At 64.9% G+C, this 13,196-nt stretch carries 14 protein-coding genes and 1 pseudogene; 6 read left to right on the top strand and 9 right to left on the bottom strand.

What is annotated here, in order from left to right; translation table 11 throughout:
• Window positions 1–33: 33 nt before the first annotated feature.
• Complete coding sequence (locus NP534_RS21655) at window positions 34–1,203, bottom strand: MFS transporter (RefSeq protein WP_274100051.1); 1,170 nt, start codon at window positions 1,201–1,203, stop codon at window positions 34–36.
• A 136-nt stretch (window positions 1,204–1,339) separates the two neighbouring features.
• Between NP534_RS21655 and NP534_RS21650 the strand changes: the two genes are divergently transcribed.
• The 3 genes and pseudogenes from NP534_RS21650 to NP534_RS26870 all read left to right on the top strand — a co-directional run bounded on the left by NP534_RS21650 (window position 1,340) and on the right by NP534_RS26870 (window position 4,794).
• Complete coding sequence (locus tag NP534_RS21650; RefSeq protein ID WP_274100050.1) at window positions 1,340–2,737, top strand: aminotransferase-like domain-containing protein; 1,398 nt, start codon at window positions 1,340–1,342, stop codon at window positions 2,735–2,737.
• A 116-nt stretch (window positions 2,738–2,853) separates the two neighbouring features.
• Window positions 2,854–3,885: pseudogene (locus NP534_RS26875) on the top strand (methyl-accepting chemotaxis protein); the annotation flags it as partial.
• 36 nt (window positions 3,886–3,921) lie between these two features.
• Window positions 3,922–4,794, top strand: coding sequence for a methyl-accepting chemotaxis protein (locus tag NP534_RS26870; RefSeq protein ID WP_443201090.1), 873 nt, complete (start codon window positions 3,922–3,924; stop codon window positions 4,792–4,794).
• A gap of 81 nt (window positions 4,795–4,875) precedes the next feature.
• Here NP534_RS26870 and NP534_RS21640 read toward each other — a convergent pair whose 3' ends face one another.
• Window positions 4,876–6,066 carry a benzoate/H(+) symporter BenE family transporter gene (locus tag NP534_RS21640; RefSeq protein WP_033700661.1) on the bottom strand — a complete coding sequence of 397 codons (1,191 nt, stop codon included), beginning with the start codon at window positions 6,064–6,066 and terminating at the stop codon, window positions 4,876–4,878.
• Between the two features lie 143 nt (window positions 6,067–6,209).
• On the opposite strand from NP534_RS21640, the gene NP534_RS21635 reads away from it, so the two are divergent.
• Entirely contained in the window at window positions 6,210–6,812 is a 603-nt protein-coding gene (locus NP534_RS21635) for a glutathione S-transferase family protein (protein ID WP_033700660.1), read from the top strand.
• A gap of 19 nt (window positions 6,813–6,831) precedes the next feature.
• On the opposite strand, the gene NP534_RS21630 is transcribed toward NP534_RS21635, so the two are convergent.
• From NP534_RS21630 to NP534_RS21610, 5 genes are all read right to left on the bottom strand, one after another.
• A complete protein-coding gene (locus NP534_RS21630; RefSeq protein WP_274100048.1) occupies window positions 6,832–7,197 on the bottom strand; it encodes a glutaredoxin family protein in 366 nt (121 codons plus the stop codon).
• Window positions 7,198–7,256: 59 nt separating this feature from the next.
• Window positions 7,257–7,802: a GTP cyclohydrolase I FolE gene (gene folE, locus NP534_RS21625; protein ID WP_033700657.1), complete on the bottom strand. Its 546-nt coding sequence runs from the start codon at window positions 7,800–7,802 to the stop codon at window positions 7,257–7,259.
• A 69-nt stretch (window positions 7,803–7,871) separates the two neighbouring features.
• Entirely contained in the window at window positions 7,872–8,432 is a 561-nt protein-coding gene (locus tag NP534_RS21620) for a Smr/MutS family protein (RefSeq protein WP_033700655.1), read from the bottom strand.
• A 96-nt stretch (window positions 8,433–8,528) separates the two neighbouring features.
• Window positions 8,529–8,849, bottom strand: a complete 321-nt coding sequence (locus NP534_RS21615) for a hypothetical protein (RefSeq protein WP_033700654.1) — start codon at window positions 8,847–8,849, stop codon at window positions 8,529–8,531.
• An 89-nt stretch (window positions 8,850–8,938) separates the two neighbouring features.
• Complete coding sequence (locus tag NP534_RS21610; RefSeq protein WP_033700653.1) at window positions 8,939–9,529, bottom strand: cysteine hydrolase family protein; 591 nt, start codon at window positions 9,527–9,529, stop codon at window positions 8,939–8,941.
• Window positions 9,530–9,708: 179 nt separating this feature from the next.
• On the opposite strand from NP534_RS21610, the gene prmB reads away from it, so the two are divergent.
• Window positions 9,709–10,617: a 50S ribosomal protein L3 N(5)-glutamine methyltransferase gene (gene prmB, locus NP534_RS21605; protein ID WP_033700652.1), complete on the top strand. Its 909-nt coding sequence runs from the start codon at window positions 9,709–9,711 to the stop codon at window positions 10,615–10,617.
• 21 nt (window positions 10,618–10,638) lie between these two features.
• On the opposite strand, the gene NP534_RS21600 is transcribed toward prmB, so the two are convergent.
• Both NP534_RS21600 and NP534_RS21595 read right to left on the bottom strand, forming a co-directional pair.
• Entirely contained in the window at window positions 10,639–11,427 is a 789-nt protein-coding gene (locus NP534_RS21600; RefSeq protein ID WP_274100047.1) for a hypothetical protein, read from the bottom strand.
• 191 nt (window positions 11,428–11,618) lie between these two features.
• Window positions 11,619–12,581, bottom strand: a complete 963-nt coding sequence (locus NP534_RS21595) for an alpha/beta hydrolase (protein WP_033700650.1) — start codon at window positions 12,579–12,581, stop codon at window positions 11,619–11,621.
• A 140-nt stretch (window positions 12,582–12,721) separates the two neighbouring features.
• On the opposite strand from NP534_RS21595, the gene aroC reads away from it, so the two are divergent.
• A partial coding sequence (gene aroC, locus NP534_RS21590; protein WP_274100046.1) for a chorismate synthase occupies window positions 12,722–13,196 on the top strand: 475 nt, incomplete at its 3' end.

Here is a 13,196-nt window from a genome sequence, read left to right as displayed (position 1 = left end):
CGCCCCTTTCGCGACGCAAGGCCGCTCCTACGATCAGTGTCGTACCTGCACCAGCGGCTTTTCTGGCAAAGCTGCTCGGGCAGACACCACCAGTGCCAGGCCAACCAGCACACACCCCAGCACCAGCACCCCACCAAACACCAGCAAGGCCACCCGCGCGCCCAGCCGGTCGCTCAGCAACCCGGTAAAGATCACCGGTAAGCTGAACCCCAGGTACGCCAGCAAGAAGAACCCGGCACTGGCCCGGGTTTTCTCGCTGCCGGCCAGTTGGTTGACCGCCGCCAGGCCGCCCAGGTAGATAAATCCATAACACGCACTGCTGGCCGCCACGGCGCCCAGCAATACCGCAGCCAGTTGTCCGCTGTCGGCACCCCAGGCCAGCACCGCGTAGCTGCACGGCAAAATCACCAGCCCCAGCAGTGTGGCCTTCAGGCTCGAAAGGCGACGGGCCATCGGCTGGAACAACAAGCCGCAACTGATCACACAGAAGGTCGAGAACCCTGACCACGCGCTCAGGCCATGCTGGCGCAAGATCCCCGGCAGCAGGGCGATGACCAGACCCACGCAGGCCCAGGCCAGCAGAATGGCCAGGCCATAGGCAACGCTGCCACGCGGGTAGTACGGCAGGCGCAGCATGGCGCTGCGTTGTGCCGGGCGTGGGTCGGGCAGGCGCCACACCAGCACCAGGGCAACGACGGCCAGCAGCAGTTGCAGGTGGAAGCTTCCAGGGGTCAGGCTTGGGCCGCGCAACAGGAACAGGCTGGTAAGCGCCGCGCCCAGGCCAAAGCCCAGCGAGGTGCTGGCGGTAACCCAGTTGGCAGCGCGGCTGCTGCCGTCGCTGCCCATCAGCTCGCTCATGTAGGCGGTGGCCGTGGCCGAGGCCAGGCCGGTGCCCAGGCCCAGGAACAGCCGCGCCAGGCCGAGGGTTTGCAGGCTGGGGGCCAGCAGCATCAGCACGGTGGCGACCATCGATAGCAACAGCGCGGCGATTATCAGCGGCCGGCGCCCGACCCGGTCGGCCAGCCCGCCCAGGGCCAGCAGCACTGGCAGCACGCCCAGCACGTAGCCGGAGAAGGCCACTGCGGTGGCGGCGGCGCCTTGCCCGGAGAGGTCGGCGTAGGTGATGTAGAGCGGGGCCTGGAGGTTCACCGCCAGGGTGATCAGGCACAGGGCGAAGGCCAATCGGGTGGAAGCGCAGGGCATGGGTGGGATCCTGAAGTTTATGTATCTGCCCCGCGAAGAGGCTCTGCCCACACTGACCTTTATCCGCCGCCGCAACCAGACACACCCACCGCCCATTTATGCTTAACTGTTCGCTCAGAATCCGCGAACACTTACCATGCACTTCTCCCTGGACCGCTCCAGCAGCACCCCCCTGGTGCAGCAACTCACCGACCACCTGCAAACCTGGATCGACCAGCAACGCCTGCGCCCCGGTGCCCGCCTGCCGTCGATCCGTGCGCTGGCGCACAGCCAGGCGGTCAGCGCGTCTTGTGTGATCGAGGCCTATGATCGCCTGGTCGCCAGCGGCTGGCTGGAGGCGCGGCACGGCACCGGTTTCTTCGTCGCCGAGCGCAAACCAGGGGGCGGGGCCGACGATGGCCAGCCCTGGGGCGAGGCCGGCGATGGTCACTGGCGGCAATTTCGCGAGGGCCATGACGAACTGCTCAAGCTCGGTTGTGGCTGGTTGCCCAGCAGCTGGCGTGCCACCACCGAGCTGGCCCAGGCGGTACGCCAGGTCAGTCGCGGCAACCCGCAAGACCTGCTGGACTACTGCCCACCCCTGGGCCTGGCCAGCTTGCGTCAGCAACTGCACAAGCGCCTGGCGCGCCTGGATATCGCCGCCGGCCCCGAGCGCATCCTCACTACCCAGGGCGCCAGCCATGGCCTCGACCTGTTGGTACGCACGCTGTTGCGCCCAGGCGATACGGTGCTGGTGGAAAACCCCGGTTACTACAACCTGTTCAACCTGCTGCGCCAGCACCAGGTGCGCATGTTGCCCGTGCCGCGGCTGGCCGAGGGCCCAGACCTGGCTGCGCTGGAGCGCCTGCTTGCCGAACTTCGCCCACGATGCCTGTTCATCAACAGCCTGTACCACAACCCGACGGGCACCAGTCTCACCCCCAAAGTGGCCTACCGCCTGCTGGAACTGGCCCGCGAGCACGACCTGCGCATCATCGAAGACGATATCTACGCCGATTTCCAGGAGGGCCCGGCAACGCGCCTGGCCACGCTGGACAGCGAGCAGCGGGTGATCTACATGGCCAGTTTCTCCAAGACCCTGAGCAGCTCGTTGCGGGTCGGCTACCTGGTTGCCGAGCCCTTGTTGCTGGCGCGGCTGGCAGAACTGAAAATGGTCAGCGGCATCGGCACATCGCGGTTTGCCGAGCAGGTGGTCGGGCAGATGCTGGCCAACGGCAGTTACCGCAAAAGCGTGCAACGCCTGCGGTTGCGCCTGGGTCAGCACATGGCCAAGATGCTTGGGCAACTGGAGCAAGCAGGCTGGGAGGTGTTCTGTGAACCCTATGGCGGCATGTTCGTCTGGGCCCGGGTACCGGGGCGTGACTTCGCCAGCCTCGAGCAACTGGCCCTGGAACATTCGGTGCTGCTCACCCCTGGTAGCGCCTTCGATTACCAGGGCGCCGCCAGCGCCTGGCTGCGCATCAATGTCGCTTACGGGCAGGATTCTCGCGCCCAGGCCTTCTTGAAATACGCAGGGCGACCCCCAGCACACTGATAGCGACACGCCCATAGCTATTTGACACTATTCTGGCGTCAGGCCCTTGTGAGTGGACTGGCATCGTTGCCACGCTTGGCCTTCGGCAAACCTGACAAGGTGAAGGGGAATCGGCGATGGGTGCGACCAAGCACGGTGTTCTGGCCAACCTGGGCATGGCCCGCAAACTGGGCCTGGGCTTTACCCTGGTGCTGTTGCTGACCCTGGCGGTGGCGGCCATTGGCATCGCCGCGTTGCACAGTGTGGGCCAGCGCTTTGACGGCTTGCGCCAGCTGGCCCAGTTCAATACCGACCTGCTCAGGTTGCGCCAACACGAACAAACCTTTGCCCTGAGCTCTGATATCAAGCAGGCCGAGGCGTTGCGCAGCGGTTTGCAGGGGTTGGCCGAGCGCGCCCGTGGCTTGCCGGTGCTGGCGGCGGCCGAGGCTGAGCTGGGCGCTTACGGGCAGGCGTTCGAGGCCTTTGTCGAGGCGGTGCAGGCCAAGGAGCTGGCGCTGGACATGGCCAGTTGGTCGGTGTCCAGCGTGGCCAACAACCTTGATGTGCTGCAGGTCGGGCTGGCCGATGACGGCACCTACACCCTCAAGCAATCCCAGGGCCAGCAGGGCGGTGAGTTTCTTGAGCAGGCTGGGCAAGTGGCGCAGGTTTCACGGCTGATGCTGCAGGCGATGGACGAAGCCCGCGTGCGCCTGGAAAAGAGCCGCAAGGGTGAAGAGGGCGTCGGCCAGGCGCGCATCGCCCAGACCCTCGAAGCCGCGAACCTGGTCGAACAGCTCAAGGGCGCCGTCAGCGATGCCGGCTACCAGAGTGTGCTGGGTGAAGTGGCCGGGCACATTGGCAGCTTCTCCGACAAGCTCAACGAATACACCGACCTGCTGGCCAAGGAGCAGGGCCTCAAGGCCGAGTTGCAGGCGCGGGCCGAGCAGGTCACCGGCCGGGTCGACCAGGCCTACCTGGGGCAGGAGCAGGCCTTGCAGGGTGAATTGTCGCGCAATGCCCTGGCCATTGCCCTGGCCACGGGGCTGGCACTGTTGGCCGGCGTGCTGGCCGCCTGGCTGATCACGCGCGCGGTGGTTGGCCCGCTCAAGCGCGTCATCGCCCGCGCCCAGCGCATTGCTGGCGGGGAGTTAGGCCTGGAGGCAGAAGCACCGCGCAGCGATGAGGTTGGGCAGTTGCTGCAGGCCATGCAGCAGATGGCGGCCGGCCTCTCGGGCATTGTCAGCGGGTTGCAGCAGGGCATCGAGCAACTGGCCGGCAGCGCGCAGGCGTTGTCAGCGGTGACCGAACAGACCAATCGCGAGGTGGGCAGCCAGAAGGAGGAGACCGAGCAGGTGGCGACCGCCATGCAGCAGATGACCGCCACTGTGCACGATGTGGCGCGCAATGCCGAGGAGGCAGCGCAGGCGGCCCAGTCGGCCGACGACAAGGTCGAGTCCGGGCAGCTGGTGGTGCGTCAGAGCATGCAGCGTGTCGAACAGTTGGCGACAGCCGCAGAGGCGGCCAGTGCCGGCATCGACAGCCTCAGCGCAGAGATCCACACCATTGGTGATGTGCTCGAAGTGATCAAGAGCGTCGCTGAACAGACCAACTTGCTGGCGCTCAACGCCGCGATCGAGGCGGCCCGTGCCGGCGAGCAGGGGCGTGGGTTCGCGGTGGTGGCCGACGAGGTACGGGCGCTGGCCCGACGTACCCGGCAATCGACCGAGCAGATCGAAACCCTGGTCGCCAGCCTGCGCGGCAATGCCCAGCAGTCGGTGGCGCAGATCCGCGGCAGCACCGAGCTGGTGCGCCTGGCGGTGGCCGATGCGTTGCAGACCGAAAGCGCGCTGGGCAGCATCGCCGTGGCGGTTTCATTGATTCAGCAGATGAACCAGCAGATTGCGGCGGCGGCCGAGCAGCAGAGCTCGGTAGCCGAAGCGATCAGCCGCAGCGTCACGCAGATCCGCGGCAGTGCCGATCAGGCGGCGTTGGCGATGCAGGACAACGCCAGGTCGAGTGTCGAGCTGGCGCAGTTGGGCACTGATTTGAAAGGGATGGTGGGGCATTTCAGGTTGTGAGCCTGGCCCCGATCTCTGTTGCCTGTACCGGCCTCTTTGCGGGCTGCCCCGCGAAGAGGCCGGTATAGGCTACAAAAACCTTCAGGCTCTACGTGGGTTGAGGATCAACAAGGTCAACACCCCCGCCACGATCCCCCAGAACGCCGAGCCAATGGAGAACAGCGTCAACCCTGAAGCTGTGACCATGAAGGTGATCAACGCCGCCTCACGCTCACGCGCCTCACCCATGGCTACGGTCAACCCGTTCATGATCGAGCCGAACAGCGCCAAGGCCGCAATCGACAGCACCAGCTCTTTCGGCAGCGCGGCAAACAATGCCGCCAAGGTCGCCCCGAACACCCCGGCAATGCCATAGAAAATCCCGCACCACACTGCCGCGGTATAACGCTTGCTCGGGTCTTCATGGGCGTGCGGCCCGGTGCAGATCGCCGCGCTGATCGCCGCCAGGTTGACCCCGTGCGAGCCGAACGGTGCCAGCAGCAACGAGGCAAACCCGGTAGCCGAGATCAGCGGCGAGGCGGGCACCTGGTAGCCGTCGGCACGCAGCACGGCCACGCCGGGCATGTTCTGCGAGGTCATGGCCACCACGAACAGCGGAATACCGATGCTGATGGTCGCCGCCAGCGAGAAGCTCGGCGTTGTCCATACCGGCGTTGCCACTTCCAGGCTGAACCCGCTGAAGTCCAGCAGGCCAAGGGCGCCGGACAGCGCGGTGCCGACCAGCAGTGCAGCCAGCACGCAGTAGCGCGGCGACAGGCGTTTGACCAGCAGGTAGCTGAAGAACATGCCAAGCACCAGCAGCGTGCGGTGCTGGGCGGCGACGAAGATCTCGCTGCCGATCTTGAACAGGATGCCGGCCAGCAGCGCCGAGGCCAACGAGGCCGGAATACGCTTGACCAGTCGCTCGAAACTGCCGGTCAGGCCGCAGATCAGCACCAGCACGGCGCAGGTGATGTAGGCGCCGATGGCCTCACCATAACTGACGCCGCCCAGGCTTGTGATCAGCAGCGCGGCGCCGGGGGTCGACCAGGCCACGGTGATCGGCGTGCGATAGCGCAGCGACAGGCCAATGCTGCACACCGCCATGCCGATCGACAGCGCCCAGATCCAGGATGAGATCTGCGCGCTGGTCAGCCCGGCCGCCTGGCCGGCCTGGAACATCAGCACCAGTGAGCTGGTATAGCCGGTGAGCATGGCAATGAAGCCGGCGACAACCGCCGACGGGGAGCTGTCTGCCAGGGGCCGCAGGCGTGCGGAAGTGGCATCGGTCATGAAAAAATCCTTGTAAAGGTGTAAGCAGTTTTTTCAGACTAACGCGAGCAAGGTTGATCCTTGCCATACAGCGGCCATTGCTTTTAGCCGTACAGTCGCCAACTATTGGGCACGAATGCACAACTGCATGGGAGGGGAGGGCGATGTACAAGGTCTATGGGGACTACCAGTCGGGCAACTGCTACAAGGTCAAGCTGATGTTGAGCCTGCTGGGTCGGCCGTATGAGTGGCACCCGGTGGATATTCTAAAGGGGGAGACCGAGACCCCCGAGTTCCTGGCGATGAACCCCAATGGCAAGGTGCCGGTGCTGGAGCTGGAAGACGGCACGTACCTGTGGGAGTCTAACGCCATCCTCAACTTCCTGGCTGATGGCAGCGACTTCCTGCCTACCGAGCCGCGCTTGCGCACGCAGGTGTTGCAGTGGCAGTTCTTCGAGCAGTACAGCCATGAGCCGTACATCGCCGTGGCGCGGTTCATCCAGTTCTACCTGGGGCTGCCGGATGACCGGCTGGAGGAATACCGCAAGCTGCACAAAGGTGGCTACAAGGCGCTCAAGGTCATGGAGCGGCAGTTGCAGATGACGCCGTACCTGGTCGGCGAGCGCTATTCGATTGCCGATGTGGCCCTGTATGCCTATACCCATGTGGCCCAGCAGGGTGGGTTCGACCTGGCGGACTACCCGGCGGTCAGGGCCTGGCTCGAGCGGGTGGCCAGCCACCCTCGGCATGTGCCGATGGTGGGCTGAGCCGGCCCGTGCCTAGAGGTCAGGCGAAGCGCTTGTCCAGGTAGGCAATGATCGCCTTGGACTCGTACATCCAGCTCACCTTGCCGTCTTCCTCGATGCGCAGGCACGGCACCTTGACCCTGCCTCCGCCTTCGAGCAGCGCCTGGCGATGCACCGGGTCGTTCTTGGCGTCACGCAGCGCAACCGGCACATTCAGGCGGTGCAGGGTGCGGCGGGTCTTGACGCAGAATGGGCAGGCATGGAACTGGTACAGCGCAAGGCTACTGGCCGCTTGCTCGACGCGCGCCTGGGCGGCGGCATCGCGCTTGCGCTTGGCCGGGCGGCTGATCCAGTCGCCGAACACGATGAGCTGGCCGAGGCCAACCCGCAGGGCTTTGACGATCATGGGCAACTCCTGAAAAGAAAAAGCCGACCCCGCAGGGTCGGCTCGGGATCACCAGCCGATCACTTGATCAGGCTGAGGAACTCGCTGCGGGTGGCCGCGTTTTCGCGGAACTCGCCCAGCATCACCGAGGTGATCATGCTCGAGTTCTGCTTCTCGACACCGCGCATCATCATGCACATGTGCTTGGCTTCGATCACCACGGCCACGCCAGCGGCGCCGGTCACCTTCTCGACAGCTTCGGCGACCTGGCGGCTGAGGTTTTCCTGAATCTGCAGGCGACGGGCGTACATGTCGACGATGCGGGCAACTTTCGATAGGCCCAGAACCTTGCCCTTGGGCAGGTAGGCAACGTGAGCCTTGCCGATGAAAGGCAGCATGTGGTGCTCGCACATCGAGTACAGCTCGATGTCCCGGACCAGCACCATCTCGCTGTTATCGGAGGTGAACAGTGCGCCGTTGGTGACTTCTTCCAGCGTCTGCTCATAACCGCGGCAAAGGTACTTCATGGCCTTTGCAGCCCGCTTGGGCGTGTCGAGCAGGCCCTCACGGGAGACGTCCTCGCCGATCTGGCTGAGAATCTCGGTGTAGTTCTGTTCCAGGGACATGTATCTACCTGTGGGAAAAATCGCAAAAACGAAGGGTACGGCGGCAAGGGCGGCGCTGCAAGCGCGGCGTTACTCGTCGCGTCCTTCAAGCATGGTTCGTTTGAGCATCACGTAGACTGCGCCGGTGCCGCCATGGCGCGCATTGCACGAGGCAAAACCGAGCACTTGCGGGTGCTGGCGCAGCCAAGTGTTGACGTGACTCTTGATCATCGGGCGCTTGCCGTCGAGGCGTGCGGCCTTGCCGTGGGTGACGCGCACGCAGCGCACTTCCAGCTTGGTGGCCTCGGCGATGAAGTCCCAGAGGGTCTCACGGGCTTTCTCGACGGTCATGCCGTGCAGGTCGAGGCTGCCCTCGAAGGCGATCTGGCCGAGTTTGAGTTTGCGCAGCTGGGTTTCCTGCACGCCGTCACGGCGCCACATCAACTCGTCTTCGGCGCCGACGTCGATGACGAACTGGTCGGACATGCCATCGATCACCAGTGCCTTGTCGCTGCGCACGGTGGCCGCCTGCCGCAGGCCGGCCAGTTGCTTGCGGTCGGCCTTGGGTTTGCCGACCTCGGCACGGTCGTGCTTGATCGGCTTGACGCCGCGCACTTCGGCATGGAACAGGGAAAAGTCGTTGTCTTGCATGATGCCTCCACGTGGGCGGCGTAGTTTACGCGACTGTGGGCGGCAGTGCAGCCATGTGTAGTCTGCGCGGGCTTCTTCGCGGCATCAGTGGAAACGTCAGTCGTGCTTTTTCATCAAGTGCGGCGACAGGTTCAGCTCACGCCCACGGCGCAGGCGAATGCGGCTACGCCGCCAAAACCTCACGCCCAGCCACAGCAATAACAACCCCCCTGCCGTGAGGGTAGCCGACAGCGGCCGGTTGGCATTGAGTTCGGCCAGGGCCGGGTAATTGCCCAGCAGGCCGGCGATGCCGGCCATGGCCAGCAGCACACCCAGCGTTGCCAGCAGGGCCGACAGGCCGGCGGCCAGGCGAGCGCCCCAGTTGCGTGGTTCGCGCGGGCGCAGGCGCTTGGCGTCGAAACTGCCTTTGAGCTTCATTCCGATTTCCTCTGTGGATATCCGGAATTCGACCTGCGCTCGCCCGTTGGGTTCCGCCCGGCTGCCGGGCGGTAGTTACCGGCCTTGGATCAGATCAGGCTGGCGGTAGGGGCGACACAGGCGAAGTTGTCGGCCATCACGGCCATTTCACACTGGTGGATCTGCGCGGCCGGGATCACCCCGTCCTTGAACGCCAGGTCGCGGGTCGCCGAGGCGTCCTCCACCAGGGTGCACCGATAACCATAGTCCTTGGCGCGGCGCACGGTGGTGCTGACGCTGGAATGGCTCATGAAACCGCAGACGATCAGGTCCAGGTGGCCAAGCTCCTGCAAAGTGTCGTGCAGCTTGGTGTTCTTGAACGCGTTGGGCATGCGCTTTTCAATGACGATTTCGCCATCGTGCGGCTCCAGCCCGGGGATGAACTGGCCGCCGCTGCCTTGTGGGTCGAAGCGGCCACCGACAGTGCCCAGGTGGCGGACGTGGATGATCGGGCGGCCGCTCTTGCGCGCAGCGTCGAGCAACCGGGCGATGTTGGCCACGGCCTCGTCCATGCCCGACAGCGCCAGGGGACCACTCAGGTACTCCTTCTGCGCATCGATGATGATCAGGCTGGCGTGGCTCAACTTGGCCGGCGGGTAGTCGCGGCCAGTGAGGCGGAACATCGTGGTTGGAACGGACATCAAGGGCTCCTTGGAAGGGCTTTTGTATACCTATTGTCCCTTGCCTTGGCGTCAATGGGAATGGTTGACATCGCAAGCGGCGTAGTTACTGGCCTGTGGCTAGCCTTTGAGCAACCTGAAGGAACATTTGTGCGGGTTGGGCTGTTAGACTTTTGTACGGTCTGAATTAGGAGTACCCCGTGATCACATCCCGTCTGCGCACGCTGCGCGACTACATCCGCTGGGCGGTCAGCCGCTTCCACGAGCGCGAGCTGTTCTTCGGCCACGGTGCCGACAACGCCTGGGACGAAGCCCGCTTGCTGGTGCTGGGCGCCGTGCACCTGCCATGGGAGGTGGCCGACAGCTACCTGGACTGCATGCTCGAGGACGACGAGCGCGTGCGCCTGCAGCACCTGCTGAAGCGGCGCATCGAAGAGCGTGTGCCAACCGCCTACCTGCTGGGCGAGGCGTGGTTCTGCGGCATGTCGTTCATCGTCGACGAGCGGGTGCTGGTGCCCCGTTCGCCCATTGGCGAGCTGATCGAAAAACGTTTCGAACCGTGGCTGGCGTCAGAGCCTGCGCGCATTCTCGACCTGTGCACCGGCTCCGGTTGCATCGGCATCGTGGCGGCCGAAGTGTTCCCCGAAGCCGAAGTGGTGTTGGGTGACCTGTCGTTCGATGCCCTTGAGGTGGCGAACCAGAACATCGAACGGCATGGCCTGGACATGCGTGTCTACACCGTGCAGGGCGACGGCTTCGATGGCCTGCCAGGGCAGCGCTTCGACCTGATCCTGTCCAACCCGCCGTACGTCGACGCCGAAGACTTCGATGACATGCCGGCCGAGTATCACCACGAGCCCGAACTGGGCCTGGCCTGCGGTAACGATGGCCTGGACCTTGTGCGGCGCATGCTTGCCGAGGCGGCTGACCACCTCAACGACAAGGGTTTGCTGATCGTCGAAGTGGGCAACAGCCAGGTGCACGTCGAGTCGCTGTACCCCGAGGTGGATTTTGCCTGGCTGGAGTTCGAGCGTGGCGGGCATGGGGTGTTCATGCTGACGGCCGAGCAGTGCCGCCAGCATCAGGAACTGTTCAAAGCCCGCGTTTGACTTGGGGCTGCAGCCACCCTTTCAGCGGGTTGCAATCCAGATCAGCAACCCGGCCTGAAACACCGCAAAGGCCACCAGGCAGGTGATGGTAAAGCGCAACCCGCCGTCTTCGCGCCGGTACTTGGCGACCCGCTCATCCCGCTCGCGCAGTTGGCCTTCCTTCTCTTGCAACTGCTGGTCGGCCTGCTGCAGCAGGTTGGCCGCGTCGAGAATCTCGACCCGCTGCAACCGCTCGTTGCTCCAGGCGCCCTTGAGCTGGCCCACCGTGCTTTCCACGGTGCGGCCTTTCAGGTGCTGAGGGTCTTCATATTCGACCTTGATGCCAACCCCATGCAGGAACTGGTCGCGGCGCAGGCGTGAGTCTTCGCTCAGGGCATCCTTGTTCGGCAGTGCCATGCCTTCGACCTGGTAGTGCGACCACTTGCGCTGCAACCATTGCACGGCATGGGCCAGCATGTAGCGGCCGATACCGCGGTTCAGCGGCTCCAGTTGCAGACCCTGTTCGCTGCCGATGCGCACCCGGCGCTCGGCGTGGTCGACACGGATGTCCAGGTGGTTCTGCTCCTTGCGCACTTTTTGCCCAGGCACCTGGATTTCCATACGCAGCAGGCTGTGCGCCTTGTCGTGGCGCTCGGCATAGCCGAACTGCACGAACCGCAGCGGGCGGGCGCCCGTGGCGCGGTCGGTGGGCAGGGGCGCCAGGCGCAACAGCTGGAAGTGTTCGACGGCAAGGTCTGCCCAAGGCAGCGTGGCGCCGTCCTCGGGTTGTGGCTGTTCGGCCGTGTCTGCGGCGGTAGGGGCAATGGTCATCAGGGCTGTCCTTATGTACGTGCTGGCAGCCTGAGGGGGCACTGCGTGCCCCTTCCGCGACGCAAGGCCGCTCCTACAGGGCATCGCGTGCTTTTTTGTAGGAGCGGCCTTGCGTCGCGAAAGGGCTGCGCAGCGGCCCCGGATTCTCGCCACCACCCACGTTATCGGCAGCGGCGATCAAGACCTGAGGGTCAGGCCGATGGCAAATGCTGGATGAACGTCACGATCCGCTCCCCCAGCTCACGGGCCAGCGGCAGCTCTGGGTTGAGGTAGCTGTCACGTTGCTGGCTCATGCCCTTGGGGCTGATGCGCAGCATGTGGTTCATGCCATCGATCAAGACCAGTTGCGCATCAGGTTTAGCGGCCTTCAGGCGTTCGGCATCGGTCACGTCTACCTGCACGTCGTTGCGGCCCTGGACGATCAGCGCCGGCATCGGCAGTTGCGCGAACGCCGCCGCCGGGTTCTGCCGGAACAGCGAAATCAGGTAGGGCTGCACGCTGGGGCGGAACACCTGGCGCAGCGGAGCGGGTACGTCCAGGCTGGTCTGCCCAGCCTGCAGGCGGTCGAGCAAGGCACTGCCACGGGCCAGTTGGGCGGGCGGCAGGCGCTGGGCCAGCTGTTCGCGCAGCACCTCAGCCAGTGGGCGGCCGCTGCCGGCCAGGGTGATCACCGCGCTGGCGCCGGCCTGCTCGGCGGCCAGGCTGGCGATCAGCGCGCCTTCGCTGTGGCCGACCAGAATCAGTGGGCCGAAACGCGGGTCGGCCTTGAGCTTGCGGCTCCAGGCCACCACATCGGCGACATAGCGCTCGACGCTGAGGTCACGCTCATCGGGCGTGGCCGGTTGGCTGGCGGCTACGCCACGTTTGTCGAAGCGCACGCTGGCAATGTGGTCGCCGGCCAGCAACAGGGCCAGCCGCTTGAGGTTGTCGATACGCCCCGAGGCCGGGTTGTTGCCGTCGCGGTCCGTCGGGCCGGAACCGGCGATGATCAGCACCACGGGGGGCGGGGTGGCCTGCTGCGGCAAAAGCAGGCTGCCGTGCAGCACGCCCTGGCCGGTGTCCAGGTCGATGGGGCGTTGCAGGACGGTGGGGGAGGCGGCCTGGGCGAGGCTGGCGCAGAGCATGAAAAGCAAGGCGACGAGGCGCGGCATCATGGGGTACTACGGTGGGGAGGTGATGAATATGACCTAATGTTTGCGTGAAGGTTCGCAAGGCCAGTACAGACAACCATTCCTGTTGAAATTTTCCGTATACTGCCGCTTTCGTTCACCTCAGGCAGACTCGCGGAGCGTCCATGTCCGGCAATACCTACGGCAAGCTGTTCACTGTCACCACCGCTGGCGAAAGCCATGGCCCGGCGTTGGTCGCCATTGTCGATGGATGCCCACCGGGCCTGGAGATCTCCCTGGCCGACCTGCAGCATGACCTCGACCGGCGCAAGCCCGGCACCAGCCGGCACACCACCCAGCGCCAAGAGCCGGACGAGGTGGAAATCCTCTCCGGCGTGTTCGAAGGCCGTACCACGGGCTGCTCGATCGGCCTGCTGATCCGCAACACCGACCAGAAGTCCAAGGACTATTCGGCGATCAAGGACCTGTTCCGCCCGGCGCACGCCGACTACACCTACCACCACAAGTACGGTGAACGTGATTACCGCGGCGGCGGGCGCAGCTCGGCCCGCGAAACCGCCATGCGCGTGGCGGCGGGGGCCATCGCCAAGAAGTACCTGGCCACCCAGGGCATCACCGTGCGCGGCTACATGAGCCAGC

It is taken from the genome of Pseudomonas sp. 39004 (assembly GCF_028682155.1).
Lineage (GTDB): Bacteria > Pseudomonadota > Gammaproteobacteria > Pseudomonadales > Pseudomonadaceae > Aquipseudomonas > Aquipseudomonas capeferrum.
The sequence above is the reverse complement of the archived record's forward strand: the minus strand, read 5'-3'. Positions and strand labels throughout refer to the sequence as shown.

Coding starts and splice junctions, on each gene's coding strand:
- NP534_RS21655 (WP_274100051.1), bottom strand. CDS start 1,203: ATGCCCTGCGCTTCCACCCGATTGGCCTTCGCCCTGTGCCTGATCACC.
- NP534_RS21650 (WP_274100050.1), top strand. CDS start 1,340: ATGCACTTCTCCCTGGACCGCTCCAGCAGCACCCCCCTGGTGCAGCAA.
- NP534_RS26870 (WP_443201090.1), top strand. CDS start 3,922: ATGCAGCAGATGGCGGCCGGCCTCTCGGGCATTGTCAGCGGGTTGCAG.
- NP534_RS21640 (WP_033700661.1), bottom strand. CDS start 6,066: ATGACCGATGCCACTTCCGCACGCCTGCGGCCCCTGGCAGACAGCTCC.
- NP534_RS21635 (WP_033700660.1), top strand. CDS start 6,210: ATGTACAAGGTCTATGGGGACTACCAGTCGGGCAACTGCTACAAGGTC.
- NP534_RS21630 (WP_274100048.1), bottom strand. CDS start 7,197: ATGATCGTCAAAGCCCTGCGGGTTGGCCTCGGCCAGCTCATCGTGTTC.
- folE (WP_033700657.1), bottom strand. CDS start 7,802: ATGTCCCTGGAACAGAACTACACCGAGATTCTCAGCCAGATCGGCGAG.
- NP534_RS21620 (WP_033700655.1), bottom strand. CDS start 8,432: ATGCAAGACAACGACTTTTCCCTGTTCCATGCCGAAGTGCGCGGCGTC.
- NP534_RS21615 (WP_033700654.1), bottom strand. CDS start 8,849: ATGAAGCTCAAAGGCAGTTTCGACGCCAAGCGCCTGCGCCCGCGCGAA.
- NP534_RS21610 (WP_033700653.1), bottom strand. CDS start 9,529: ATGTCCGTTCCAACCACGATGTTCCGCCTCACTGGCCGCGACTACCCG.
- NP534_RS21600 (WP_274100047.1), bottom strand. CDS start 11,427: ATGACCATTGCCCCTACCGCCGCAGACACGGCCGAACAGCCACAACCC.
- NP534_RS21595 (WP_033700650.1), bottom strand. CDS start 12,581: ATGATGCCGCGCCTCGTCGCCTTGCTTTTCATGCTCTGCGCCAGCCTC.